The organism is Ruegeria sp. CDSC054 (genome assembly GCF_059610645.1).
Genome location: NZ_JBXWOA010000001.1, coordinates 351,232 through 376,866, shown reverse-complemented (window position 1 = coordinate 376,866; position 25,635 = coordinate 351,232). Strand labels below are relative to the sequence as shown.

Annotated in this window: 31 protein-coding genes and 1 other RNA gene; 20 read left to right on the top strand and 12 right to left on the bottom strand. The window is 56.3% G+C overall.

Translation table 11 applies throughout. The annotated features are described in order from the left end of the window. Positions 1-30: 30 nt before the first annotated feature. A complete protein-coding gene (locus tag AC2FGC_RS01890) occupies positions 31-912 on the top strand; it encodes a fructose bisphosphate aldolase (RefSeq protein ID WP_496722710.1) in 882 nt (293 codons plus the stop codon). Between the two features lie 3 nt (positions 913-915). Here the strand turns inward: AC2FGC_RS01890 and AC2FGC_RS01885 are convergent, their stop codons facing one another. The 5 genes from AC2FGC_RS01885 to fumC form a co-directional block, all read right to left on the bottom strand. Continuing rightward, a complete protein-coding gene (locus AC2FGC_RS01885) occupies positions 916-1,518 on the bottom strand; it encodes a DNA-3-methyladenine glycosylase I (RefSeq protein ID WP_496722712.1) in 603 nt (200 codons plus the stop codon). 64 nt (positions 1,519-1,582) lie between these two features. After that, a complete protein-coding gene (locus AC2FGC_RS01880; RefSeq protein WP_496722714.1) occupies positions 1,583-1,801 on the bottom strand; it encodes a ribbon-helix-helix domain-containing protein in 219 nt (72 codons plus the stop codon). After that, positions 1,798-1,974 carry a DUF4169 family protein gene (locus AC2FGC_RS01875; RefSeq protein ID WP_109311564.1) on the bottom strand — a complete coding sequence of 59 codons (177 nt, stop codon included), beginning with the start codon at positions 1,972-1,974 and terminating at the stop codon, positions 1,798-1,800. Before AC2FGC_RS01875 ends, AC2FGC_RS01880 begins: the two co-directional genes overlap by 4 nt. Beyond that, entirely contained in the window at positions 1,971-2,495 is a 525-nt protein-coding gene (gene aroQ / locus AC2FGC_RS01870) for a gamma subclass chorismate mutase AroQ (RefSeq protein WP_496722717.1), read from the bottom strand. The genes AC2FGC_RS01875 and aroQ overlap by 4 nt, the downstream gene beginning before the upstream one ends. Then, positions 2,492-3,883, bottom strand: a complete 1,392-nt coding sequence (gene fumC, locus AC2FGC_RS01865) for a class II fumarate hydratase (RefSeq protein ID WP_496722720.1) — start codon at positions 3,881-3,883, stop codon at positions 2,492-2,494. The genes aroQ and fumC overlap by 4 nt, the downstream gene beginning before the upstream one ends. A gap of 207 nt (positions 3,884-4,090) precedes the next feature. Here fumC and AC2FGC_RS01860 point away from each other — a divergent pair, with 207 nt between their 5' ends. After that, entirely contained in the window at positions 4,091-4,654 is a 564-nt protein-coding gene (locus AC2FGC_RS01860; protein WP_496781331.1) for a hypothetical protein, read from the top strand. A gap of 33 nt (positions 4,655-4,687) precedes the next feature. Here the strand turns inward: AC2FGC_RS01860 and AC2FGC_RS01855 are convergent, their stop codons facing one another. The 7 genes from AC2FGC_RS01855 to AC2FGC_RS01825 form a co-directional block, all read right to left on the bottom strand. Further along, the gene (locus AC2FGC_RS01855) at positions 4,688-5,149 is read right to left on the bottom strand and encodes an SspB family protein (protein WP_496781330.1); all 462 of its coding nucleotides are present in this window, start codon (positions 5,147-5,149) and stop codon (positions 4,688-4,690) included. A gap of 76 nt (positions 5,150-5,225) precedes the next feature. Beyond that, the gene (gene chrA, locus AC2FGC_RS01850) at positions 5,226-6,479 is read right to left on the bottom strand and encodes a chromate efflux transporter (protein WP_496781329.1); all 1,254 of its coding nucleotides are present in this window, start codon (positions 6,477-6,479) and stop codon (positions 5,226-5,228) included. Next, positions 6,476-7,288: a chromate resistance protein ChrB domain-containing protein gene (locus AC2FGC_RS01845; RefSeq protein WP_496781328.1), complete on the bottom strand. Its 813-nt coding sequence runs from the start codon at positions 7,286-7,288 to the stop codon at positions 6,476-6,478. Before AC2FGC_RS01845 ends, chrA begins: the two co-directional genes overlap by 4 nt. Before the next feature lie 126 nt (positions 7,289-7,414). After that, positions 7,415-7,846, bottom strand: coding sequence for an ester cyclase (locus tag AC2FGC_RS01840; protein WP_282168355.1), 432 nt, complete (start codon positions 7,844-7,846; stop codon positions 7,415-7,417). 99 nt (positions 7,847-7,945) lie between these two features. Continuing rightward, positions 7,946-8,291: a transfer-messenger RNA gene (ssrA, locus tag AC2FGC_RS01835) on the bottom strand. Positions 8,292-8,327: 36 nt separating this feature from the next. Further along, the gene (locus AC2FGC_RS01830) at positions 8,328-8,690 is read right to left on the bottom strand and encodes a DUF4345 family protein (RefSeq protein ID WP_496722729.1); all 363 of its coding nucleotides are present in this window, start codon (positions 8,688-8,690) and stop codon (positions 8,328-8,330) included. A 10-nt stretch (positions 8,691-8,700) separates the two neighbouring features. After that, positions 8,701-9,432, bottom strand: coding sequence for a FadR/GntR family transcriptional regulator (locus AC2FGC_RS01825; protein WP_058271561.1), 732 nt, complete (start codon positions 9,430-9,432; stop codon positions 8,701-8,703). Between the two features lie 86 nt (positions 9,433-9,518). Here AC2FGC_RS01825 and AC2FGC_RS01820 point away from each other — a divergent pair, with 86 nt between their 5' ends. From AC2FGC_RS01820 to AC2FGC_RS01735, 18 genes are all read left to right on the top strand, one after another. Then, positions 9,519-10,310: a DUF2182 domain-containing protein gene (locus AC2FGC_RS01820; RefSeq protein ID WP_058277885.1), complete on the top strand. Its 792-nt coding sequence runs from the start codon at positions 9,519-9,521 to the stop codon at positions 10,308-10,310. A gap of 4 nt (positions 10,311-10,314) precedes the next feature. Then, complete coding sequence (locus tag AC2FGC_RS01815; RefSeq protein ID WP_496722732.1) at positions 10,315-11,019, top strand: DUF1326 domain-containing protein; 705 nt, start codon at positions 10,315-10,317, stop codon at positions 11,017-11,019. Further along, positions 11,019-11,525, top strand: a complete 507-nt coding sequence (locus AC2FGC_RS01810; protein ID WP_496722734.1) for a DinB family protein — start codon at positions 11,019-11,021, stop codon at positions 11,523-11,525. Before AC2FGC_RS01815 ends, AC2FGC_RS01810 begins: the two co-directional genes overlap by 1 nt. Continuing rightward, on the top strand, positions 11,526-12,629 hold the full coding sequence (locus tag AC2FGC_RS01805; RefSeq protein WP_496781327.1) for a dimethylsulfoniopropionate demethylase: 1,104 nt from the start codon (positions 11,526-11,528) through the stop codon (positions 12,627-12,629). It begins immediately after the preceding gene. Positions 12,630-12,687: 58 nt separating this feature from the next. Beyond that, positions 12,688-13,683, top strand: a complete 996-nt coding sequence (gene acuI / locus AC2FGC_RS01800; RefSeq protein WP_496781326.1) for an acryloyl-CoA reductase — start codon at positions 12,688-12,690, stop codon at positions 13,681-13,683. A gap of 185 nt (positions 13,684-13,868) precedes the next feature. Then, positions 13,869-14,432 (top strand): ribosome recycling factor, encoded by a 564-nt coding sequence (frr, locus tag AC2FGC_RS01795; RefSeq protein ID WP_496722742.1) that lies wholly within the window; start codon positions 13,869-13,871, stop codon positions 14,430-14,432. 8 nt (positions 14,433-14,440) lie between these two features. Continuing rightward, positions 14,441-15,172 (top strand): polyprenyl diphosphate synthase, encoded by a 732-nt coding sequence (gene uppS / locus AC2FGC_RS01790; RefSeq protein WP_496722744.1) that lies wholly within the window; start codon positions 14,441-14,443, stop codon positions 15,170-15,172. Beyond that, on the top strand, positions 15,169-15,951 hold the full coding sequence (locus AC2FGC_RS01785; RefSeq protein WP_496722747.1) for a phosphatidate cytidylyltransferase: 783 nt from the start codon (positions 15,169-15,171) through the stop codon (positions 15,949-15,951). The genes uppS and AC2FGC_RS01785 overlap by 4 nt, the downstream gene beginning before the upstream one ends. Further along, complete coding sequence (gene dxr / locus AC2FGC_RS01780; RefSeq protein ID WP_496781325.1) at positions 15,951-17,123, top strand: 1-deoxy-D-xylulose-5-phosphate reductoisomerase; 1,173 nt, start codon at positions 15,951-15,953, stop codon at positions 17,121-17,123. The genes AC2FGC_RS01785 and dxr overlap by 1 nt, the downstream gene beginning before the upstream one ends. Positions 17,124-17,127: 4 nt before the next feature. Then, positions 17,128-18,480 carry an RIP metalloprotease RseP gene (rseP, locus tag AC2FGC_RS01775; protein ID WP_496781324.1) on the top strand — a complete coding sequence of 451 codons (1,353 nt, stop codon included), beginning with the start codon at positions 17,128-17,130 and terminating at the stop codon, positions 18,478-18,480. Positions 18,481-18,570: 90 nt separating this feature from the next. Further along, entirely contained in the window at positions 18,571-18,699 is a 129-nt protein-coding gene (locus tag AC2FGC_RS01770; protein WP_496722754.1) for a hypothetical protein, read from the top strand. A 123-nt stretch (positions 18,700-18,822) separates the two neighbouring features. Next, on the top strand, positions 18,823-21,183 hold the full coding sequence (gene bamA, locus AC2FGC_RS01765) for an outer membrane protein assembly factor BamA (protein WP_496722757.1): 2,361 nt from the start codon (positions 18,823-18,825) through the stop codon (positions 21,181-21,183). 7 nt (positions 21,184-21,190) lie between these two features. Then, entirely contained in the window at positions 21,191-21,775 is a 585-nt protein-coding gene (locus AC2FGC_RS01760; RefSeq protein ID WP_496722759.1) for an OmpH/Skp family outer membrane protein, read from the top strand. 72 nt (positions 21,776-21,847) lie between these two features. Beyond that, on the top strand, positions 21,848-22,321 hold the full coding sequence (gene fabZ / locus AC2FGC_RS01755; RefSeq protein WP_496722762.1) for a 3-hydroxyacyl-ACP dehydratase FabZ: 474 nt from the start codon (positions 21,848-21,850) through the stop codon (positions 22,319-22,321). Continuing rightward, positions 22,318-23,103, top strand: a complete 786-nt coding sequence (lpxA, locus tag AC2FGC_RS01750) for an acyl-ACP--UDP-N-acetylglucosamine O-acyltransferase (RefSeq protein ID WP_496722764.1) — start codon at positions 22,318-22,320, stop codon at positions 23,101-23,103. The genes fabZ and lpxA overlap by 4 nt, the downstream gene beginning before the upstream one ends. A 3-nt stretch (positions 23,104-23,106) precedes the next feature. After that, positions 23,107-23,901 carry an LpxI family protein gene (locus tag AC2FGC_RS01745; RefSeq protein WP_496722766.1) on the top strand — a complete coding sequence of 265 codons (795 nt, stop codon included), beginning with the start codon at positions 23,107-23,109 and terminating at the stop codon, positions 23,899-23,901. Next, positions 23,901-25,067: a lipid-A-disaccharide synthase gene (lpxB, locus tag AC2FGC_RS01740; protein ID WP_496722769.1), complete on the top strand. Its 1,167-nt coding sequence runs from the start codon at positions 23,901-23,903 to the stop codon at positions 25,065-25,067. Before AC2FGC_RS01745 ends, lpxB begins: the two co-directional genes overlap by 1 nt. Next, positions 25,060-25,635 carry a hypothetical protein gene (locus AC2FGC_RS01735; protein ID WP_496704259.1) on the top strand — a complete coding sequence of 192 codons (576 nt, stop codon included), beginning with the start codon at positions 25,060-25,062 and terminating at the stop codon, positions 25,633-25,635. The genes lpxB and AC2FGC_RS01735 overlap by 8 nt, the downstream gene beginning before the upstream one ends.

Genomic DNA, 25,635 nt, shown 5'->3' with positions numbered 1-25,635 from the left:
TCGCGGAATCATTTTGAACGGGAAAGTCTTATGTCATCAGCAGAACAGCGCACACAAATGTCCAACGGCGCAGGATTCATCGCAGCATTGGATCAAAGCGGCGGCTCGACCCCCAAGGCGCTGGCGCTTTATGGCGTGGACGCATCTGAATACAGCTCGGACGAAGAGATGTTCGGTGAAATCCAGAAAATGCGCGCGCGGATCATTCTAGCGGACGATTTCACCAAGGACAAAGTGATCGGCGCGATCCTGTTCGAACGCACTCTGGGGGAGCTAATTGATGGTCAGAAGGTCGCGGACTATTTGTGGTCAGTGAAAGGCATTGTACCTTTCCTCAAGATTGACAAAGGCTTGGAAGACGAAGCGAATGGCGTTCAGTTGATGAAACCCATTCCGGGTCTGGCCGAGACACTGGCCAAGGCCAACGGTGTTTTTGGCACCAAGGAGCGCTCGGTCATTCATGAGGCCAACGCGGAAGGAATCGCGGCAGTTGTTGCACAACAGTTCGACGTTGCGCGCGAAGTTGTGGCTGCCGGAATGGTTCCAATTGTTGAGCCCGAGGTGAACATCAACTCCGCCACCAAAGCCCAAGCCGAAGACATCCTGAAGGCCGAAATCCTGAAGAACCTTGATCAGTTGGCTGAGGGACAGGACGTAATGCTCAAGTTGACGATCCCCAGCCAGGCCAACCTGTATGATGAATTGGCCGATCATCCGCGTGTTCTGCGTGTGGTTGCACTGTCGGGCGGTTATTCGACGGAACAGGCCTGCGATTTGCTTGGCCAGAACGGTAAGATGATCGCGTCCTTCTCGCGCGCGCTGACCGAAGGATTGTCAAAAAAGCAATCAGACGCAGAGTTCAATGCAGCCCTGGGCGGAAACATCGACAAGATTTTCCGAGCGTCAGTCTAAACACTATTGGGGTTTGGTGAATTCGCGGCGCAACTGCGCCGCTTTTTCACGCATGACGCAACCTTCGGCGTGATCATTCAACAGCCCCATTGCCTGCATAAAGGCAAACACGGTCGTCGGCCCGACAAACTTCCAGCCCCGTTTTTTCAGGTCTTTCGACATCGCCACAGATTCCGGCGACGTTGAAGCGGTTTGCGGGGCAGGCGGTGAGTCGGCCTCGTATCGCCACACATATGCGGCCAGAGACCCTTCGGCAGCGATTAACTCTTGCGCGCGGCGTGCGTTGTTAATCACGGCCTCGATCTTTCCACGATGTCGCACAATTCCTGCATCTTGTAGCAAGCGCTTTGTATCTGCATCATCAAACGCGGCTACTGCGTTGATATCAAAAGCTTTGAAAGCTTTCCGAAAGTTCTCGCGCTTGGACAAAATCGTGCGCCAGCTTAGACCGGATTGAAAGCTTTCGAGGCATAGCTTTTCGAACAGACGCTGGTCATTGCCAACCGGATACCCCCATTCCTGATCGTGGTAGTCAAAGAATTCGGGCGCGGCCTGACACCACGCGCAGCGTGGTTTTCCGTCTGGACCTAGAACTGTATCAACCACCGCTTCGTACTCCTTTTGTTCCCCCTTACTGTAAGCGGTTTCTGGATGTCAGAGCAAGACTGATTTACTTGGATTGATACCAGTTCAGAATGAAAACCCGTATGGCCGATGCAAGTCCGATGTCCGGGTCACGCTCGACATCAATTTCGGCCGCCAGAGCGTTGATCGGTAGGTTTTTTTCCTTGGAAATGGTCCGGAACGCCTGCCAGAATTCATCTTCCAACGATACGGACGTCCGATGGCCTTTCAGCGTCAGGGATCGTTTGACCGGGCGTCCGCTCATTTGTCCAACTTACGGCCTTCGTGGTCTTGGTTCAGCTTGTGTTGCTGCTTTTTTGCCAGATCCTTTTCGGCCTTGGTGCGGCCAAAAGCAACTGCATTTTGATCAGCGCGGGCCTTGTTTTCGGTCCGCGCTTTTTCTTTTCGATATTTGTTCAGATTGACCGGTTCCGTCATTGCGCATGTCTCACTTTGGTCAGACTATCGAATAATTCCGCACGGCTGTCATCTGAAAGGCATTCGACATTCACGGTGTCCAGAAAATCGGCCTGCGATGTAGTTGAGACCGGTGGTTGATCCGACAATGTCTCAAGGATTTGCCCGCCCAGATCTAACAGTGCAGGGCGTACTTCGGTTGTCAGGTCCGCATAGCTTTCGGGAACAGAGGTTTGGTCCTCGGTCCACCGTTCAATCCAACAAGATTGAATCTCTTTCGCGGCTTCGATCTGCACTTGGAAAAACAGCTGCGCGCTGTCCGGGTCAACGCCCGCAAGCGCTGCTTGTTCCAAGGTTTTGTCAATCACGACTTTTTCACGCTCAAGGTCTTCGACCGGGCGGCCATTGGCGTGTTTGAACGCAGCAACGTCCTGCATCCATTCCAGCCGAGAGTCGATCAGGTCGAACAGGTCAGCCTGAGCTGAGGTTGCTGTGCCCGCAATAAGCAGGCACAGGCAGGCAGGCTGACGCCACGCGATCATTTAGGGCCGATCATGTGCTCGGGCCGGACGACCGCATCGAATGTCTCCTCATCAACAAAGCCTAGCGCAATGGCCTCTTCCTTGAGGGTCGTGCCGTTCTTATGCGCCGTTTTGGCGACAGTAGTGGCGTTGTCGTAACCGATGGTCGGGGCCAGCGCCGTGACCAGCATCAGGGATTCCTTCATCAGCTTATCGATGCGTGGTTCATTGGCCTTGATGCCCAGCAGCATACGCTCGGTAAAGCTGTCGGTGGCATCGCCCAGCAGCTGAATGGATTGCAGCAAGTTGTACGACATCATCGGGTTGTAGACGTTCAGCTGGAAATGCCCCTGCGAACCCGCAAACTTCATCGCCGCATCGTTGCCGATTACATGCGCGGCCACCTGAGTCAGCGCTTCGGCTTGTGTCGGGTTCACCTTGCCGGGCATGATCGACGAACCCGGCTCATTCTCCGGCAGGATCAGCTCACCCAAGCCAGACCGCGGGCCAGAGCCCAGGAACCGGATGTCATTCGCGATTTTGTAGCAAGAGCCAGCAATGGTCGCCAGCGCGCCTGACAGGAACACCATGGCGTCATGTGCAGCGAGTGCTTCGAACTTGTTCGGTGCCGTTACGAAGGGCAGGTCAGTGATGTCAGCCATGTTCTTGGCGACGGCCTCATCCCAGCCATCATGCGTGTTCAGACCGGTGCCGACGGCGGTGCCGCCTTGCGCCAGTTCATAGATGCCGGGCATTGCAGCCTCGACGCGAGCGATCCCTTGGCGGATCTGGTGCGCATAGCCGCCGAATTCCTGTTCCAGGGTCAAAGGGGTCGCATCCTGAGTGTGTGTGCGGCCGATTTTGATGATGCCCGCGAACTCTTTTGCTTTGGCTTCCAGTGCCGACGCAAATTTTTCGAGTCCGGGCATGAGCACGTCGCGTACGCTCATCGCTGTGGCAATATGCATTGCTGTCGGGAAAGTGTCGTTCGACGACTGCCCCATGTTGCAGTGGTCGTTGGGGTGCACCGGTTCTTTTGAACCGATCACACCACCCATGATCTCAATCGCGCGGTTTGCGATGACCTCATTCGAGTTCATGTTCGACTGTGTGCCAGAACCGGTTTGCCAAACGACCAGAGGGAAGTTGTCATCGAACTTGCCTTCAATCACCTCGCTTGCGGCCTGAATGACGGCATCGGCGATCTCAGCATCCAGCTTGCCGATGGCTTTATTCTCCATCGCGCAGGCCTTTTTTATAACGCCCAGCGCCCGTACGATAGCGACGGGTTGCTTTTCCCAGCCGATCGGAAAATTCATGATCGAGCGTTGAGTCTGTGCACCCCAATATTTGTCGGCGGGAACTTCCAACGGGCCAAAGCTGTCGGATTCGGTGCGGGTCTGGGACATCGGTCACTCCGTCTAGTATGCAGTCGTATGCCGTTTACCCGTGACGGCGTCATCGCGCAATCGGCCAGTTGCGCGCACCATAAGCGTAACCCGACCAAAGGTATAGGCGTTGGGGTGGGGCATTTTTCTTTGATACACAGGTACTAGGACCATTGTGTGCGCCTGTGACTGGGGTAGAATAGCAAGATCAAAACGCTGGAGGGTCAGGTGCTGCAATTTAACGGGGTTAATCCGCTGCGGCTTATCGCATTCGCGGTGGGTGCCGTATTCTGGCTTATCTTTTCCAATCTTCAGGCCCAGGCCGGGGACATCACGCCCTTTATCGGGGATTACGTCGGTTCAGCCAATTTAGTTGACGATGATGGTACAGAAACCCCACGCGATATGAGCGTTTCGATCCATGAAACGAAAGACGGGTTCAACGTCAGTTGGAAAACCACGACCTATAAGCCGGACGGCCGGGTCAAAGATCAATCCTTCTCGATCGATTTCAAGCAATCTGACAGGTCCGACGTGTATTCAGCGGCGATGAAGCGCAATGTGTTTGGTCACGAGGTGCCCCTGGACCCGATGCAGGGTGAACCGTTCGTCTGGGGCCGGATCGAGGGCGAGACTCTGACGGTTTTCTCGTTGTTCATTGATGAAAACGGTGGCTATGAACTGCAGCAGTTCGATCGCACGCTGGCCGACGGTGGGCTTAACCTGTCCTTTTCGCGGTTCCGTAACGGGATTAAATCCCGCTCGGTCGATACGTTCCTCGAAAAACAGTAAACCCCGCGAGAGGCGGGGTTTGTAAGTCCGAGCTTACTTTCTGAAACTGTCCAGTGAAACGACATCCGCGTCGTGCTGGACCGGAGTTTCCTCAACCTCAATCGTTTCATCAACGATATGGGTCGCAACCTCTTCTTCGTCTTCGGGGCTCTCGAAACGCAACCCGAATTCAACCGACGGGTCCACGAAGGTTTTGATCGCATCGTACGGAATATAAAGAGGTTCGGGCGCGTCGCCGAAATTCAGCGTAATCGCAAAGCCGTTGTCGCCAACCTCAAGGTTTTCGAACCAGTGCTGCATTACGACAGTCATTTCTTCGGGATAGCGTTCGCGCAACCAGTCAGCTATTTCAACTCCGTCCTGTCGTGTATCGAACGTGATAAAGAAATGATGCGCCCCAGGCAGACCGTTTTCAGAAACGTTGGTCAGAACTTTCTGAATGAGGCCGCGCATGGCGGTGTGCATCAGGGTTCCATAGTCAATGTCCTGCGACATGTGTCATCCTCAAAAGTGGTTACCCCAAGCATAGGGGATTCGTTCGGAAACGAAAGACCGGGAGGGGGTGGATTGTTCAAAGAAAATGAAAACCGACTCCGGCCACGGCCATCAGGGCCAAGGTCATTCCCATGCCGAATTTTAGCTTGAATATCAACACCCCGGCCATGAACGTCAAAACCAGCGCTTTTGTGTTCAGTGTCGCAAGTTCAGGCCATGGGATGGTTAGGGGTCCCCATGCCAATTCCGGGATTGTTCCGAAAAGAACGTTAAGAGCAAACCACACGGAAAGGTTGAGAATCACGCCGACAACCGCTGCTGTTATCCCGTGTAGGGCTGCGGACAGCCGTGGACGGGCGGCCAGCTGGTCCAGATATGGTGCGGCTAGGAAGATCCACAGGAAACACGGGACAAAGGTGGCCCAAAGTGCCACCGCGCCGGCGGCAAGTGCCAAAGGGATGCCGCCCGAAATCTGTCCCGTCAGCATGGCCACAAATTGTGTCACCAGTATCAGAGGTCCCGGCGTTGTTTCGGCCAGCCCCAGCGCATCAATCATCTGATCTGTGCTGATCCACTGATATTTGTCCACGACGGTTTGGGTCATATATGCCAGAACCGCATAAGCGCCGCCGAACGTAACAACGGCCAGGCGGGCAAAGAACCACCCGAGATCGCTCAGCAATTTCTGACCAGTAACGCTCAGCAACACCAATGGGCCAAGCCATAGGGTCAGCCAGATGGCGCAGGTGCGCAGCGGGCGCGTCGCATTTGGGGCAGGGGGTGTTTGGGCGGTGTTGGCTTCACCCTTGAGACTCAGATACCCCCAAAGCGCTGCGGCCAGAATGATCAAGGGAAAAGGCAGGTTAAAGGCAAAGATTGCGACAAAACCCAATCCGGCTATTGCCCGGTGCTCCACATCGGTCAGGGCTTTGCGCGACAGGTTTCTAAGCGCCTGAAGGACAATGATGATTACCGTTGCCTTCACCCCAAGGAAAGCGGCCTGAACCAGTGGCAGGTCCCCGAAAGCTGCATAAAGCCCGACCAAAACGGCGATGATCAGCGCGCCGGGAATGACGAACAGGCCGCCAGCGATCAACCCTCCAGTCACGCCGCGCAGCCGCCAGCCGGCATATGTGGCAAGTTGCATGGCCTCGGGTCCGGGCAACAGCATGCAAAGCGATAGCGCCCGCAGATACGATTGCTCGTCCAGCCACGGGCGTTTTTCCACCAGTTCCTGATGCATCAGTGAGATTTGCGCCGCCGGTCCCCCAAAGGACAAAAGCCCAATGCGCCCAAAAATACGGACCAGCTCCGATAGTGTCGGGGTCATGACTTGCGATCCATTGGCCAGTCGTGTTGTTCTTCAAACCCGTCGCGCGCCCAGCGATACAGCGCATCATACAGGTGCATTCCCGCAGCAAGGTTTTCGTGATCGTCGCGGTATTGCCGGGACAATCCGACAGAGACCGCAAGCAACCCGGCAGCTTCTGGTGCAAGGTCATGGCGATTGGTGTCTGCGCCCCGAATGACAGTTGCAAGCCGATCCAGCGCGGGCGTGTGCAATGCGAATTCGTCCAGCATAGTGTCAAAGGTGCATTTGTCTTGCCGGTGGCTCCAATGAGCGCCTTCGATGTCAAAAGGGGTCGCGTCAAATATTGCAGCGGTGGCTTCGACTTCCGACGGGGCAACAAACAGGAACCGGGCATTTGGGTCCACAAATCGCCGGATCAGCCAGGGACAGGCGATGCGATCGATCTTTGGTCGGTGTCGGGTCACCCAAAGGGAACCTTTGGGCTGCATCGACAATGCTTTCGCAGGCACACGCGGAGCGTCCGGCATGTCTCGCCACGCAAACATGCCGCCTTCAAGATACTCGGCTTTTACACCTTCGCCTCGCAACCACGAGACGACGGCCTGGCTGAGCTTCTTGCCTTTCTGGCAAATCACGACTGCAGGTCGGTCACCGATCAGGTTGACCAGCCCTTCGATATCCTTCGCAGGATGGCGTATTGAGCCGGGGATAAGATAGGGGTCAGCCTCAAAATCCGCATCCATACAGATGTCGATCAGTATGGGGGATTGCGGCTTGCCGATCAGTCTTAACAATTGCTTTGGGGTGATCGAGTTTGGTGCGGGCACAGCATGTCTCCTGGTTTCGTCGGATACATGCGAAACTTGGGCTGACGCCTCACGGGGTGTTCGCAATCTTACCCCATGGCACTTGCTACCGCGTAAGCGCTGAGGGGGTCAAGATTGCTTATATGGTCAAGCCCAATCCAGCCTTTGACCGGTCATACACACAGGCAATGTGTCCTGCGGGAACTGGCCGAGCTGTTCGAAGAGTGAGATGAAATCGAACTGGTTATACGCTTCAACCATGCGTCCGTTTTTAATTCGCCCCATGACGCTGCCCGTGGCTTGAAGCGGGGCACCATTATCGGCGCGCGTTGTGCGCAGGTGAATGATGGCGGATACCCAATCGCCGTTTTCGATGATTTTGGGCATATCGACCTGAATGTCCCCAAGGATATGGCGAAAGGCCATGACCAGATCCCGGAAATCATCCGCACCGACCTGCATTTCCGGAATAAGCCCTTCGGCCATGGCTTCGGGGGCAAAATACTGGTCAATAGCGTCTGTATTGCCGTTTTCCCAAACTTCGGAATACCACTCTCTGAGTAGATCTGCGTGCGACATCCCAGCTCTCCTTATTCTGCTGGGGTCAGCATGAGACCAAATAGTGAAAAAACTCTGAACATGAACATGCTCAGCAAAAAACTCAGACTTTAAGTGGAAAGTGCAGGTTTCTGTTGCCAGGTACCTGCGAACCCCGCCTTACGCGGCTAGGCGCAAGGGCTTAAGTTTCGGTCTTGCTACTGCTTACGCAGCAACTGCAACCGGAGCACGATTGTCATTTGCAATTGTACTTTTCGGGCCGATACGGTGGCACCCCGCCGAGACAAAGCTAACCCCTTTAGACGTTCGTCGATCCTATTTCGGCCCCATGATCCCCAAATGAAGGATGTTGGTGGAGCCGCCGGGTACCGCCCCCGGGTCCGATCCGCTTATTACGAGCGCGTTTATGTCCATAGTCCCGAAGGACATACCCTATATAAGTGAGCGTGCGAGCAGATGCAAACTGGGAATTGAATCGGGTGTGCTAAGCAATTACAGCGGGTTAAGTGGCCCTGTTGATGTTGGCCAGTATCAACCAAAGCGCAAGGACTAGTTCAATTCCACCAAAAGTAGCCGCCTTGACCAAAGGCGGGTTGTCCAGAAAAACCGAAACGAACCGGCCCAATGCCGCGCCCGCATAGACAACCCCCAACATGGCGTAGGCCATCGGGTTGTTGAGGAACAAAACAGCCACGCCAGTGACGACGAAAAGCCCGCCGACCGAAGCACGCATCTCGCTCAGCCCCATGTTGCTGTTTGTAGTGCTCAGATCCAGCGCACCCAAGGTAAAGCTGGGCGCGAGAAACCCGAACAGGCCGAACCCAATGGTCATGAGGGCTGCAATCACGTTCAAAGCGGTGGTCATTTCATTTTCCTTACGCCGGATTACGTCGCTGCTGCGCCACGTCTTGCGCCAATTGTCTTGTGTAGCTCTCAAGCTCAACTAGCGTCGCGTCCACTTTGGTCGAGTCGCGATCTTCCAGCGCGTCGGCGATCTGATTGTGGAAGGCAATAATTGCTTCCCGGGACCGCGCTGTGAAAGTGATCATGTTCATCAGCGGCTGCATGGCTTCGACCGCGCCGGCCAGTTGATAAGACAGTACGGGATTGCCGGCACCATCAACCAGCGCCCGGTGAAACGCCACGTCCGAGGCGCAGAATGCCTCATCCGTCAGGCCGGGTTGGGATTGGCGGTGAACTTCGGCTCGCATGGTGGCCAACTGATCCGCTGTACGGCGCTGTGCGGACAAGGCAGCGCAGGCGCGTTCGAGCGCGAAGCGCGCTTCGCAGGCGGTGTCGAAACTGACTGCGTTCATCGACAGTAGCAGGGTCGAGGTCGTGATCTGTTGGGAATACGCGCCCTCGAAACTTAACCGGTTCACAAATGCACCACCGCTTGCACCACGTTGCGTGCGGATCAGGGATTGCGCCGCAAGACGCTTCAAAGCCTCGCGCACGGTTGGGCGAGACACCTGGAATTGCTCGGACAATTCCGCCTCGGAGGGCAAACGTTCATCCACGATCAATTCGCCCGAGATGATTGCGTCACGAATGGCCTGAGCGATCTGCGCGGACAGATCAGCAGGTTTTTTTGGGTCGATTTTCATATTCCGGGGACCGTCGGTGAATTTTTATTTGTCTGACATTTAAAAGTCTGACATTTGAAAAGCAAGGACTGAGTCGGGAGGAGCGCGTGAGTCGCACAGTTCTACGCACTGCATTTTGGCTGGGGTTTTATGCCCTGATCCTGTCCGCGTGGTGGGTCATGTTCACCATGAGCCGCGACATGGATCTGGATTGGATCGGTCGCCCCGGCCCAATGGGTCAGGCCATGGCGGCCATGGACCCGCGCATGGACATGTATATGCCCATGGCCGAGTTTGGCCCGCTGTTCTGGATGTGGGCAATCATGATGGCGGCTATGATGCTGCCGACGCTCGTGCCGACGTTGCGCAGTTATGACGATCTGATCCGCAGCGCCAATGGCTCGCGCGCAGGTTGGTTGGGTGTTCTGTCCGGGTATCTGGTCGTCTGGGTTGGCTTTGCAGCTTTGATCACCGGTGTTCAGTTGGCGCTATTGTTTGGTGGGGTCGTTGACATGCTGGGCATTGGTAAATCCGGGTATTTCGCAGGCGGCTTGATGATCGCCGTCGGCGCATTTCAGTTCACCCGCGCGAAAGAGGTCTGTCATGGCGTCTGCCATGCCCCCATGACCTATTTTCTGGGGCACTGGAAAACCGGGTTCACCGGCGGATTGCGCATGGGGCTGGGACTGGGCGCATTCTGTGTGGGCTGCTGCTGGGGCTTCATGGCGCTTGGTTTTGTTGGCGGTGTCATGAGCCTGTTGTGGATGGGTCTCGCGACCCTGTTCATGGTTTTGGAGAAACTACCCCAGATTGGGCACGCAGTGACCCGACCGATGGGATTTGCATTGATTGCGGGCGGTCTTGTTCTGCTCGTCTATCCAATAAGCTACGGAGGATAAGCCTATGGCTAAGAACAGAAAACCCGAGGCCGACAAGCTGCCGATTAGTCAGCGCATTGATAGCCGTATGCCCAACCCCAAGCGGCGCGAGATGAGCCCGACAGATTGGGCAATCAAAGGCGAATTGATCCTGAACTGCTCGTGCGATGTGTTCTGCCCTTGCGTGGTTTCGTTGGGCGCGCATCCTCCGACCGAGGGGCATTGCCACGCGTGGATGGGAATTATCGTTGATGAGGGCCACTATGAAGGCGAAGATCTGTCCGGTCTGAACGTCGGGTTGCTGGTCGATATTCCGGGCCGCATGGGCGAGGGCCAGTGGAAAGTTGCCGCCTATGTTGACGAACGGGCAAGCGGCAAGGCTTACAATGGCCTGTTGCAAATCTTCAGTGGTCAGGCAGGCGGGACCACCGGATTGTTTACCATGCTGGTCAGCGAGATTATCGGGGCCGAGCGCGCTCCAGTTCAGATTGAGCGCGACGGCAACAAACGCCGCATCGCGATTGGCCGCAAAATTCAGGGTGAGATCGAGATGCTGGGCGGCAAAGATCCGGACCACCCGGTCATGGTGTCAAACTCGAAATATTGGATGGGTCCGGACATCATCGTGGCCCGCGGCACCAAGTCCAAGGTGCGCGACTACGGCCGTGTCTGGGATTTTGGAGGAAAATCTGCCGAAATCTGCCCAATTGACTGGCACGGACCAAAGTGATGATCGCCGCCGCCTACGCGCAAGAAATGGCTCGGTATAATCACTGGCAAAACAGTCAGTTGAAGGGGTTCCTTGCGGCACTTTCGGACGAGGAATTGACCCGCGAACGCGGAGCGTTTTTTGGTTCGATCCTGGGTACGGCAAATCATTTGCTTTGGGGTGACTGGATTTGGATGTCGCGGTTTGACAAAGGGCAGGGTCCCGGCGGCGGCATCCCGGAAAGCCCGTCACTGTGCATCGATCTGGCAGAATGGTTGCCTCTGCGCGATCAGATTGACCAGCGGACTACCCAATGGGCCGCGTCCTTGAATGACGAGGACCTGTGCGGCCCGTTCACATGGTTCTCGGCCGCCAAGGAAGCCGATGTCACGAAACCGTATGCGCAATGCGTCATCCATTTCTTCAACCACCAAACACATCACCGGGGTCAGTTGCATCAAATGCTGACTGAGACAGGTTCGGCCGCACCGGTGAGCGATCTGGTTTTTCTGCCTGAGGAGGCTTAAGTGGCTCAGATCTCACTCTCGCGTCGCCTGCGACGAACACCTTTTTCTGAGGGTGTCGAAGCTGCCGGGGTTAAAGGATATACGGTCTATAATCGTATGTTATTGCCCACTGTTTTTGAGTCCGTTGAGGCGGATTACCGGCACCTGAAAAGTCATGTGCAGGTTTGGGATGTGTCCTGCGAACGGCAGGTCGAACTGCGTGGGCCGGATGCCGCGCGGCTGATGCAGATGCTAACACCACGGGACCTGCGGAGGATGTTGCCCGGTCAGTGCTTTTACGTTCCCATTGTCGATGAAACAGGCGGAATGCTGAATGATCCTGTGGCGGTGAAGCTCTCGGAAGATCGGTGGTGGATTTCGATTGCCGACAGTGACTTGCTGCTTTGGGTTAAGGGCATTGCCAACGGATACCGTCTGGATGTGCTGGTCGACGAACCCGATGTGTCTCCTCTGGCGATACAGGGGCCGAAGGCGAATGACCTGCTGGCTCGTGTTTTTGGCGACCGGGTGCGTGACATTCGCTTTTTTAAGTTCGACAAGTTCGAGTTCGAGGGGTGTGAACTCGCAATCGCACGGTCTGGTTATTCCAAACAAGGTGGTTTCGAAATCTATGTCGAGGGTTCGGACATCGGTATGCCCTTGTGGAATGCGCTGTTTGCGGCGGGCGAAGACCTGCAAGTCCGTGCGGGCTGTCCAAATCTGATCGAACGGATTGAGGGTGGCTTATTGTCATACGGCAACGATATGACCGACGACAACACGCCGCATGAATGCGGACTGGGCAAGTTCTGCAACACGCATACGGCGATCGGGTGTATTGGCCGAGACGCGCTGCTGCGCGTGGCTAAGGAAGGTCCGGTTCAGCAAATCCGTCCAATCGCAATCGACGGTGACGCCGTGCCACCATGCGACCGCCCTTGGCCGATTGTTGCGGGCGGCAAGAGGATTGGTCAGATCACGTCGGCCGCATGGTCCCCTGATTTCAACACAAATGTCTCCATAGGAATGGTCAAACTGAGCCATTGGGAGCCCGGCACACGGATCGAAGTAGAAACTCCGGATGGAATGCGTGGCGCAACCGTCCAAGACAAGTTCTGGATTTGAACGGGAATTTTCAGTTCAGCCAAGGTTGGTGACTGATTGAAAAGAAAGGAAAGTTGAAATGTTCAATGCGTTGGTAATGGATAAGGACGAAGACAGCGGACTGGCAAGCGCTTCGGTCAAAAAGCTTTCCGATGGGGATCTGCCCCATGGCGAAGTGACAATCGCTGTTGAGTATTCAACCGTAAACTACAAAGACGGCCTTTGCATGTCGCCGAAGGGCGGCGGGCTGGTGCGCAGCTATCCGCACGTGCCCGGCGTTGATTACAGCGGCACGGTCGAGGCGTCCTCGGACGATCGCTATAAGCCGGGCGACAAGGTCGTTCTGACCGGCTGGCGCGTGGGTGAAGCGCATTGGGGCGGATATTCCCAAAAAGCCAACGCCCTGGCCGACTGGCTGGTTCCCTTGCCCGAAGGTCTGGACACGCGTCAGGCAATGGCAGTGGGCACGGCCGGTTTCACAGCGATGTTGGCGGTTATGACGCTTGAGGATCAAGGCATGCAGCCGGGTCATGGTCCAGTGCTTGTTACCGGGGCCGCTGGCGGTGTTGGTTCGGTTGCAACCGCCATTCTGGCCAATTTGGGCTATGAGGTGGCTGCCGTGACAGGCCGACCAGAGGCGGGTGAATATCTGAAATCGCTGGGCGCCACCACGATTGTCCCGCGCGAGGATCTCAATGAAACTGTGAAACGCCCGCTGGAAAGCGAGTCCTGGGCCGGGTGCATTGACGCGGTGGGAGGCGAGATGTTGGCCCGTGTGCTGGGTCAGATGAAATACGGTGCCTCAGTCGCAGCCGTCGGTCTGGCCGGAGGGGCAGGGCTGCCTGCCAGCGTCATTCCGTTCCTGTTGCGCGGTGTCAACCTGCTGGGCATCGATAGTGTGATGCAGCCCTATGACAACCGGGTTCGCGCATGGCAACGCGTCGCAACCGACCTGCCGATGGACAAGCTTGAGGCAATGGTTCATCCCGCGACCCTGAGTGATCTGCCTCAATTGGGTGCGGATATCCTAAAAGGGCAGGTCAAAGGCCGTGTTGTTGTCGATGTAAACGGTTGATTCCTATGCACATGGTCGAACCGGCTGACATCAATGTCGGCCGGTTCAGTTGCCATTGAAAGAACCCGAAAATGCCAGAAACACCTCTGGTCATTGGCTCAATTCCAGATCATCATTGCTATACATCCCAATTGCGATGGACTATGAGCCATGCAAACAGCACCTGAAGACGGGGAGTGAGCAGCATGTCTGACGATTTTGAACTGGACACCGACGATCTGAAGCGCCGCATGGAAGGCGCGATGGGCAACCTGAGAACCGAATTCGCCTCGTTGCGGACGGGCCGCGCGTCGGCCTCGATGTTGGAACCGGTCATGGTTGACGCTTATGGGTCGATGACCCCGATCAATCAGGTCGGTACCGTAAACGTCCCCGAGCCACGCATGGTGACGGTGAATGTTTGGGACAAAGGCCTTGTCGGCAAGGTCGAGAAAGCCATCCGCGAAAGCGGTCTGGGTATCAACCCCCAGCTGAACGGCACCATCATCATGCTGCCAATCCCCGAATTGAACGAAGAACGCCGCCGCGAGCTGGGCAAGGTTGCCGGGCAATATGCCGAGCACGCCCGTGTTTCGATCCGTAACGTCCGTCGCGATGGCATGGATCAGATCAAGAAAGCCAAAGCTGACGGCATGTCAGAAGACGATCAGAAGTTCTGGGAAAGCGAAGTCCAGGACCTGACCGACCAGATGATCAAGAACGTAGATGCCGCGCTTGAAACCAAGCAGGCAGAGATCATGCAGGTCTGATCCACGAAATGCCTGACACGTCGCAACCCTCACCCGCTACCGGACCACGCCACGTCGCCATCATCATGGATGGCAACGGTCGTTGGGCTCAGGCGCGCAACCGGCCCAGGCTGTTTGGGCATCAGGCCGGTGCCCGGCGGGTAAGGGAAGTAGTCGAGGCCTGTCCGGGGTTGGGTATCAAGTATCTGACAGTATTTGCTTTTTCGACTGAAAACTGGAAACGGACCCAGGTTGAAGTCGCCGGGTTGATGAGCCTGTTTCGACGGTACATCATCAAGGAAGCTCGCAACCTGACCAAAGCCGGTGTGCGCGTGCGCTTTATCGGCGATCGGGTTCGTCTGGATTCCAAGCTGACCGAACTGATGGACACTTTGGAGGTAGCAACCCAGCACAACGATCTGGTGCACTTGACCATTGCGTTGAATTACGGCGGGCGGGATGAGGTTGCCCGGGCGACCAAACGGCTGGCGCGTGACGTGGCCGAAGGCCGCCTGCGACCCGATGACGTGGATGAGGAAACTCTGCCCAAGTATTTGGATACGCATGTTCTTCCCGACCCGGATTTGGTGATCCGAACCAGTGGCGAAGCCCGTATATCCAACTTTCTTTTGTGGCAATCAGCCTATTCGGAATACGAATTCATCGACACGCTATGGCCCGACTTCACCTCGGCCGAGTTGGAACGGCTGTGTCGAAACTTTGGAAGCCGTGACCGGCGGTTCGGAGCGGTTCCGGCATGAGTGAGGGCCGATGGTCTGACCTAACCGCCCGTGTTCTGTCTGCCGCGGTGCTTGTGTGCATCGGTTCAGTCGAAGTGTGGCTGGGCGGGCTGTGGTTCGAAGCCTTTATCGCATTAGCCTGCGGCTTGATGACCTGGGAATTGGTGCGGATGATTGATCCGGACCGCAATGGTATCGCGATCCAGTTGGGCATTCTCACCGGTGTTGCGGTCGTGCTCAGCTATCATCTTCCGCCGCTTTATACGTTGCCATTCCTGCTTGCACCGGCATTGGTCGGGGCAGGGCAAATCAGTCGATCCAAGGGTATCTACGCACTCTTTGCTCTCTGGATCGCTGCGTCGGGTCTAGGCTTCATCTCAATCCGCGAGAACATGGGGTTCGGCTGGATGGTCTGGCTGATCTCGGTGGTCGTGGCAACGGATGTTGCGGGATACTTTGTTGGCAAAACCTTTGGCGGCCCTAAGTTCTGGCCAAAGGTCAGCCCAAAGAAAACATGGTCGGGCACTGCAGGCGGGTGGGCTGCAGCAGCTGTGGTTGGCACGATCTTTGCCGTGAATGCTGGTTTTGGCGTCATGTTTGTGGTGATTTCGGTGCTTGCGTCGATGGCCAGTCAAGCTGGGGACATTGTCGAAAGCGCGACAAAGCGCAAGTTCGGGGTCAAAGATAGCTCGAACTTGATCCCAGGGCATGGCGGGTTTCTGGATCGCTTTGACGGCATGATGGGCGCGGCCCTTTTTGTTTTGATAGCCGGGATTCTCTATTCCCCCGGAGCGATGTGATGCGCAAAATCTCAATCTTCGGCGCGACCGGATCAATTGGACAGAACACGATTGATCTAATTGATCGCGACCCCGCGTCCTATGACGTCGTCGCTCTGACGGGTGGGGCGAATATCAACAAACTGGCAGAAGATGCCCGGCGTTTGAACGCAGATTTGGCAGTTACGGCCTATGAAAACCGGCTGGATGATCTGCGCGCGGCCCTTGCGGGTTCGGGCGTCGAAGTGGCCGCTGGTCAAAATGCGCTGACGGAAGCTGCGGCACGGCCTGCCGATTGGGTTATGTCGGCCATTGTGGGCGCCGCTGGTCTGGAGCCGGGTCTTGAAGTGCTCAGGCAGGGCGGCACGCTGGCGTTGGCCAATAAGGAAACGCTTGTCTGCGCCGGTGCGATGGTTCTTGAGACTGCCAAGGCGAACAATGCGCGGCTTTTGCCGGTCGACAGCGAACACTCGGCCGTTTTTCAGGCGCTTGTCGGCGAGGATATGGCCGCGGTCGAGCGTATCATCATCACAGCAAGTGGCGGCGCGTTCCGTGACTGGCCACTGAGCAAACTGGCACATGCAACAGTCGAGCAAGCCTCGAGCCATCCGAACTGGGATATGGGGCAGCGGATCACAATCGACAGCGCGTCTATGTTCAACAAAGCGCTGGAGCTGATTGAAACCAAAGAATTCTTCGGCGTGTCTCCGGATCAGATCGAAGTGCTGGTGCACCCGGAATCCGTCGTTCACGCTCTGGTCGGGTTCCAGGACGGCGCTGTCATGGCCCATATGGGCGCCCCGGATATGCGCCATGCCATCGGGTACGCTTTGCACTGGCCCGATCGGAAGGACTTGCCGGTCGAACGACTGGATCTTGGAAAACTGAAGCAGCTTAGGTTCAATGAACCTGATGAGGCGCGGTATCCCGCGCTGCGCTTGGCACGCGCCGTGATGGAACGCGGTGGCCTGTCAGGTGCTGTATTCAACGCCGCCAAAGAACGGGCGTTGGATCGGTTCATTGCGCGTGAAATCGGTTTCCTTCAGATGGCCGACATAGTCGAGACCGTTCTGGACAGGTTTGAGGCCGCAGGCGACCTTATTGATGCCCCTTTAATCCTTGATAACGTGCTGCAAACGGACCATTTGGCACGTACGTGGGTCGATGACATCGTCATCCAACGAGCAGGATAGAATTTTGGACGTACTTTCTCTGATCCCTCAGTTCGGCAATTTGCTGTATACGATCATTGCCTTTGTCATCGCACTTTCGGTGATCGTGGCGGTACACGAGTACGGCCACTACATTGTTGGACGCTGGTCCGGTATTCATGCCGAGGTGTTCTCGGTCGGGTTTGGCCCGGTTCTTTGGAGCCGCATCGACAAGCGCGGCACGCGGTGGCAGATCGCCGCGCTGCCTTTTGGTGGGTATGTCAAATTCTTGGGCGACGCGAACGCGGCGTCGGGCAAAGACGAAACCGCGATGGAGGAAATTACCGAACAAAGCCCAGAGGATCTGCGCCGCACTATGCACGGGGCGCCTCTTTGGGCCCGGTCGGCCACGGTTGCCGCAGGTCCGGTTTTCAATTTCATCATGTCGATCCTGGTGTTCGGTCTGATTTTCCTGACCCAGGGCGTGACCAAAGACCCACTGACCGTTGGGACCTTGCACCCTTTGCCCGGCACTGTTCAGCAATTGCAGGACGGTGACGAAATCGTCGCGATTGGCGGCGTCGCGGTGCCTGACTTCGACGAGGAGAGCGCATGGACTGACTTTGTTGACGCGCTGCCGGTGGAACCGGTTTTGGATTATAAGGTCATCCGCGATGATCAGACCATGGATGTTACGGGCCCCTGGCTGTTTCCGCCACTGATCCAGCAGGTTAGCCCGCGCAGTGCGGCCATGGATATCGACCTTCAGCGCGGTGATGTCATCACTTCGGTCAACGGAGACCCAATCTTTGCTTTCGATCAGTTGAAAGAGCATGTCGAAGGGTCCGACGGGAAAGTTCTGCTCTTGAATGTCTGGCGCGACGGGGCCGATCTTGAATTCGCCCTTGCCCCGCGCCGCACCGATGAACCACAGGCAGAAGGCGGCTTTGTCACGCATTGGCGCATTGGTATCGTTGGCGGCATGATGCTGGAACCTGCGACTGAATCGGCTGGTGTTCTCGAATCCATTTCGGGCGGCGCACGTCAAACTCTGCGTGTCATAGACGGCTCACTGTCAGGTATCTGGCACATGATTACCGGTGCCATCAGCACCTGCAACATGACCGGCCCGATTGGTATTGCCGAAACTTCGGGGGCGATGGCCAGCCAGGGTGCGCAAAGCTTCATCTTCTTTATTGCTGTGCTGTCTACAGCAGTCGGTTTGCTGAATCTGTTTCCGATCCCGGCCTTGGACGGCGGTCATCTGGTGTTTTATGCCTATGAAGCTGTAACTGGCAAACCGCCAAGCGATGGCGCGCTGAAGATTTTGATGGGGGTAGGGGTCTCCTTGATCCTCGGCTTGATGATCTTCGCACTGACCAACGATCTGTTTTGCTGATTATGGCCTTACGCGCCAACAAAAGCCGCAATTTCGCCTCAATCCGCAGATAATTTTATCGCGTCTCAATTTTATGTGGCAGATGCTCAAATGACCAAGGCACTTCGAAAATCGTATCAAAGCTTTAGCTTCCTGTTCATGTTGAACTGGGACTTTTTGCTGTTTTTCGGTGCGACTGCACTCGCCATTGGCAGTTGGACCTTCTTGGTCAACATGTGATTCTTACCATTAATTGAACACGATTAGCAGCGGCCCATTGGGCCGCTTTGTGTTTTCGTCTTTTGACAAGGAAACCTAATCTCGCTACTCAACAATAAAGTCCTAAAATTCGGGTAGAAAAAAATGACTGATAGGCGAGGCGCAGGCACATCCTGCGGGGGGCAGAAGCCAGTAAACAATATTTTGTGGCAGACGCTACGTATTTTTTCTTTTGTTTTTGTAGCAAGCTTTACCTTCCTGCCGGAGGTTGCGCGCGCGCAAAACTACACGATCAATTCGTTCGATGTTGAGGGTAACAGGCGGATCGAAAGTTCGACAATCATTGCCCGGACTGGAATTCAGCCAGGTCAGACAGTGACCGCCGGACAGTTGAACGATGCGTTTCAGCGTTTGCTTGACAGTGGTGTTTTTGAGACAGTTGAACTGACGCCGCGTGGAAGCACTCTGGTGATCGAGGTCGAAGAATATCCGACGATCAACCAGATCAGCATCGAAGGCAACCGCCGCGTAAAGGACGACGTTCTGCTTGAGGCGATCAATTCTCAGCCTCGTCGGGTTTTTACGCCTCAGCTTGCTGAAGCCGATGCAGATCAGATCGCCGAAATCTATTCCGCGCAGGGCCGCGTTTCCGCAACCGTCATCCCGCGTATCATACGCCGCAGCGACAACCGCGTCGATCTTGTCTTTGAAATTGCCGAGGGCACAACGATCGAGGTCGAGCGTGTTAGTTTTGTCGGCAACCGGGCATACTCGGATCGCCGCTTGCGCAGAGTTCTTGAGACTAAGCAAGCCAACATTCTGCGCACGTTCCTGCGCGGCGACACGTTTATCGCTGACCGAATCGAATTCGATAAACAGGTCATCCGCGACTTTTATCTGTCGCGTGGATACGTCGATTTCCGTGTGAACAGCGCAAACGTCGAATTTACCCGCGAACGTGACGCCTTCTTCCTTGTGATGAACATCACCGAAGGGCAAAAATTTTCATTCGGTAAGATTTCGACCGTCAGTGAAATTCCCGGGGTGGACCCTGCCGCATATCAAGCAGCGTTGAAAATCCGTCCAGGTGTGACCTATTCCCCGTCGCTGATCGAAAGCTCGATCGCTCGCCAGGAACGGTTGGGTTTGAAACAGGGTGTTGATTTCCTGCGGGTCGAACCGAGGGTCACGCGCAATCCACGTGATCTGACGCTGGACGTTCAGTTTGTTCTGACCAGAGGTCCGCGGATCTTTGTTGAACGTATCGACATCGAAGGCAACACAACGACACTTGACCGCGTGATCCGCCGCCAGTTCGATACGGTCGAAGGTGATCCGTTCAACCCGCGCGAAATCCGCCAGAGTGCCGAACGTATCCGTGCCCTTGGATTCTTTGCCGTGGCAGATGTTGAGCCGCGCGAAGGCTCCACGCCCAGCCAGGTGATTGTGGATGTGGACGTCGAAGAACAGCCCACCGGCTCGTTAAGCCTTGGTGGTAGCTACTCGATTTCAGACGGTTTCGGGATTGCAATTGGCCTGAACGAATCCAACTTCCTGGGTCGCGGTCAAAACCTTGGGTTGACCCTTTCGACGGCGCAGGATTCCGAGCAATACATCATTAACTTCACCGAACCATATTTGCTGGGTCGCCGGTTGCAGTTCGATCTCGGTCTTGGTCTGGCATCGACGAATTCGAGCTTTGCGAGCTACGATACCAAGCGCGTCTTCTTCGAGCCGCAGCTGAGCTACGCAATCAGCGAATTGTCTTCGCTCCGTCTCCGCTATGGATGGAACCGCAGCGAGATGACGCAGCAGGACGATGAAGTGAACGGCGCTGTTATCGCTTCGGAAATCGAGCAGGGTAAGCGGACATCCAGCACGCTGGGCGTATCCTACCTCTATGATAGCCGTCGCGGTGGTTTGAATCCGAATGCGGGCGTTTTGTTTGAGGTAGGCGTTGATGCGGCCGGTCTTGGCGGCGACAACGAATTCTACAAAACAACAGCGCGCGGCATCGCGCAGACACGTGTCCTGAACGAGGAAGTTGTTCTGCGGGCATCGATGGAAGTAGGTGCGCTGCATTGGCAGGGCGACGACTTCAGCCGCGTGATCGACCGCTTCTTGATTGGTCCGAACACGTTTCGTGGCTTTGAACCTGCGGGTCTGGGTCCGCGTGACTTGTCGAATGGTCAGGACGATGCCATCGGTGGTAACTATTACTGGGTTGCCCGGTTTGAATCGGACTTCCCGCTTGGCCTGCCCGAAGAACTGGGTCTGCGGGGCGGCGTGTTCTATGATGTTGGTAACGTCTACAACATCAACAACGTAAACACCGCTGGTGCCGACATCGTGGGCGCGGACGGGTCTGTCCGCCACGTGATCGGTGTGTCGGTTCTGTGGGAAACGCCTTTTGGCCCTCTGCGGTTCAACTTCTCGAAAGCTTTGAAGAAAGAAGACTTCGACAAGGAACAGAACTTTGACCTGACCGTTCAGGCGCGGTTCTGATCGCCAGATGCTGAACTTGATAAAATTAAGTGCGCAGGGCCCATTTCGGGCCCTGTGCGTTTTTCTGGCGCTGGCCTGCGTGTCGACCGCTCAGGCGCAGCAATTGGGTGTTCCTCAGGCGAATGTTCTGACCCTGTCCAGCGACCGGTTGTTTTCCGAGTCGCAATTCGGTCGGCGCGTCATGCGCGAGATCGAAACCGAAGGCGCATTGCTGGCAGACGAGAATGAACGAATTGTCGCTGAGCTGAGCAAGGAAGAAAAAGACCTGACCGAAAAGCGCGCAGAACTGCCAACCGAACAATTTCGCCCGCTGGCCGAGGCGTTTGACAACAAGGTTCAGTCGCACCGTGAAGGCCAGCGCGCCAAACTGGACGCCCTTGCACGCCGAAGCGAGGAAGCCAGGCAGACCTTTCTGGTTCTGGTGCAACCGATCCTGATCGAGCTGTTACGCGAATCCGGGGCGTCGGTCGTTATCGAACGTTCCAATGTCTTTCTCAGCTCGGACCGAACCGATGTGACGGACACGGCGATTGCGCGGATCAATGAACAGATTGGCGATGGCAGCCAACTTGAAGACGAAAGCAAAGAATAGGTTTGCTTGCCCTTGAGGCGCGGTGTTGCTAACCACGCGTCAAAGAGAAATCCACAACGGGACGACTGCACTATGACCACGGAAACCAAAAGCGCAGACATTCAGCTGATCCAGCGGATATTGCCCCACCGCTATCCGTTTCTGCTGGTCGACAAGGTCGTCGATATCTCGGGCTATCAATCGGCGGTTGGCATCAAGAACGTCACCATGAACGAGCCGCATTTCCAGGGGCATTTTCCGGGAACCCCGATCATGCCGGGTGTAACCATTGTCGAGGCGATGGCACAGACCGCAGGGGTCATGCTGGGCGTGGGCATGGATGTGATCGACAGTGAGCTGTTGATCTATTTCATGAACATCGACAAATGCAAATTCCGTCGCAAGGTGATCCCGGGTGACGTGCTTGAAATGCATGTCGAAACGGTCCGCGGCAAAAAAGGCGGCAAGATCTTCAAATTTGCCGGTCGCGCCACAGTCGATGGCGAGGTCGCGGCCGAGGCCGAGTTTTCGGCCTATGTCGACTGGGATATGGAAAAGACCACATGAGCGGCATCCACCCAAGCGCAATCATCGAAGACGGCGCGCAGATTGGTGAAGGCTGCGTCGTAGGTCCGTTTTGCTATGTGGGTCCCCAAGTCAAGTTGGCCGATCGGGTTGAGCTGAAGTCGCATGTTGTCGTGACCGGCGATACTTCGGTTGGTGAAGAGACCGTGATCTTCAACTTTTCGGTCATCGGAGAGATCCCGCAGGATCTGAAGTTCGGCGGTGAAAACACGAGCCTTGAGATCGGTAAACGCAACCGGATTCGCGAACATGTCACGGTGAATACCGGGACCGATGGTGGCGGCGGCGTTACGCGGATTGGGGATGATTGTCTGCTGATGGCGGGCGTGCATGTGGCCCACGATGTCCAGATCGGCAATCGGGTGATCATGGTGAACCATGCCGGCGCTGCGGGTCATTGCATCATTGAGGATGACGTGATTGTCGGTGGTATCTCTGGATTGCACCAGTGGGTCCGCGTTGGGCGCGGCGCGATCATCGGCGCGTTGACCATGGTTCCGAATGACGTGATCCCATATGGCCTGGTTCAGGCGCCGCGTGGCGAACTTGATGGTCTAAATCTCGTCGGCCTCAAACGGCGCGGTGTCTCACGTGAGGATATTGCCGCTTTGCGGGCGGCCTTCCGCGAATTGTCGACTGGCGATGGTACGTTCATGGAGCGCGCGCACCGGGTCGGCACGGATAACGAAAGCGAATACGTTCAGCGGATCGTCGATTTCGTGACCGGACATTCGGATCGGTCTTTCCTTACACCGGGGAAATAAACAATGCTGGCGCTGATTGCGGGAACAGGCGTTTTGCCGGGTGAAGTTGTCGCGCAACTGTCCGACCGCCCGGTGGTCTGCGCGATGGAAGGCTTCCGCCCGGATACTTTATCCCCGGATGTCGAGTTTCCATTGGAGAAGGTTGGAACCTTTATCGCCGACATCAAGGCGCGGGGTGTGACCCAGATCTGCATGGCAGGTGCCGTAGGCCGCCCGCCCATTGATCCTGCAAGGATCGATGCTGCAACAATGCCTTTGGTCCCAATCCTGCAACAAGCCATCATGTCCGGCGATGATGCGGCGCTGCGCGCGGTCATCGGCATTTTTGAGGATGCAGGTCTGGAGGTTAAGGCAGCCCACGAAATCGCGCCGAACCTTCTTCCAAAACTCGGGTGTCTGACGCAGGCGCAACCGTCTGAGGCCGATCTGACGGATGCGGACCGTGCATCGGGTATCGTCCGGGCGATGGGTGCTGCGGATGTCGGGCAGGCCTGCGTGGTTTCAAAACGGCAGGCGCTGGCGATTGAGGGTATCTTCGGCACGGCATGGATGTTGCAGTCTCTGACTCAGCGCCCGGATGCGGGCGGCGGCATTCTGTTCAAAGCCCCGAAACCGGATCAGGACGTTCGTGCAGATCTGCCTGCGATCGGGCCTGATACTGTGTCTGGCGCAGTTGCGGCGGGGCTGTCGGGAATTGTGATCGAAAAGGGCGGCGTCCTTGTGCTTGAGAAAGACCGCGTGATCGCGGAATGTGATCGGCTGGGCCTGTTTTTGTATGTCCGCGAGCGGACGAACTGATGCGGGTTTTCGTCGTCGCCGGTGAACCTTCGGGGGACCGGCTTGGCGGGGCATTGATGGAAGGCCTGCGCGCGCTGGTACCAGGAGTTGAATTTCAGGGCGTTGGCGGCCCGCTGATGCAGGCACAAGGGTTGGACAGCCTTTTTCCCATGTCCGAATTGTCGGTCATGGGACTGGTCGAGGTTCTCCCCAAGTTCTTTCACCTCAAACGTCGGATTTCTGAGACAGCGCAGGCTGTTCTGGATAGCAATCCAGACGTTCTGATCACCATCGACAGTCCCGATTTCTCATTGCGGGTTGCCAAGCTGGTCAAAGCGCAAGGTACTATTCGCACGGTTCACTATGTCGCCCCCAGCGTCTGGGCCTGGCGTCCCGGGCGTGCGGACAAGATGGCCAAGGTCATCGATCATGTGCTGGCGCTGTTGCCGTTCGAGCCGCCTTATATGCAGCGCGCGGGGATGGAATGTGACTTTGTCGGGCACCCGGTGGTCAGCGAACCAGCGGCGACCGAACAAGACATTCAGGCTTTTCGCGAGGCCTACGGTCTAGGCCAAGCGCCCATTGTTCTGGCCTTGCCCGGTTCGCGGCGGGGTGAGGTGGATCGACTGGCTCCGGTCTTTGGTCAGGCGTTAATCGAGTTTGTGAAACAGCGCCCTGACACGCGCGTTGTCGTGCCAGCTGTGGCCCATATGGTTGATGCGGTCACCGAACATGTTCAGGACTGGCCAGGGTCGCCCGTCGTGGTTGACCCCCGAGACTTGCCCTCGGACCAGGCGCAGGCGCAGAAAAGGGCCGCTTTTGCTGCGGCCGACCTTGCGTTGGCGGCGTCTGGGACAGTTTCATTGGAACTGGCGGCACAGGCTACGCCAATGGTCATAGCCTACAATCTGAACTGGCTGACTACTCTGATCGCAAAGCGCATGGTTAATCTGGACACGGCGACCCTTGTCAATCTGGTGTCTGAAACACGCGCGGTTCCCGAATGCCTGCTGGATGATTGCGAACCGAATAAGATTGCCACGGCATTGTCGGACGTTGCCACTAGTCCGGATGCGCAGCGCAGCGCGATGGATGTGACCATGGACCGTCTGGGGCGCGGTGGTGAGGCACCGGGTCTGCGGGCGGCCCGAGCGGTTTTGAACAGGCTGCCCAATCGCCATGATTGAACACATCCTGTTCGCATTTTCCGCTGCGATCGTGACCATATCAACTAACCTGGACAATCTGGTCATCCTGTTTGGCCTGATCATGGTGATGGAGACACGCCGAGCCGTCTTTGGCTTTGCCGCGGCGCAAATGATAATTCTGAGCCTGTCGCTTGTGATTGCCAGCGGGCTGGATCACAGCCGGTTTCTGAATTGGGTCGGTTATCTTGGGATTATCCCGTTGTCTCTGGGCCTTTATGGCATTTGGCAACAACGGAAAGGGTCGGGCGGGCGTCAACTGCCTGATACAGGGGCCATCACCTCGGTCGTCGCGCTGTTTTTGACGCTATCGATTGATACGCTTGCGGCTATGACTCCGCTGTTCGCGGATTCGACGCCAGCGTTTCGGTTGACGGCCTTGATCGGGGCCGGGTGCGCACTGGCGACGTTAATCGGGATTGCAAGTTGGGGCGCACCACGCGCTCAGGTTTTAGGTCCGCGTTTTGCCCGCCTTGACAGGATTGCACCTTACATCATGGTGGCAGTCGGACTGTATATTCTGGTGAACAGCCCGACCGACGTCTTGTGA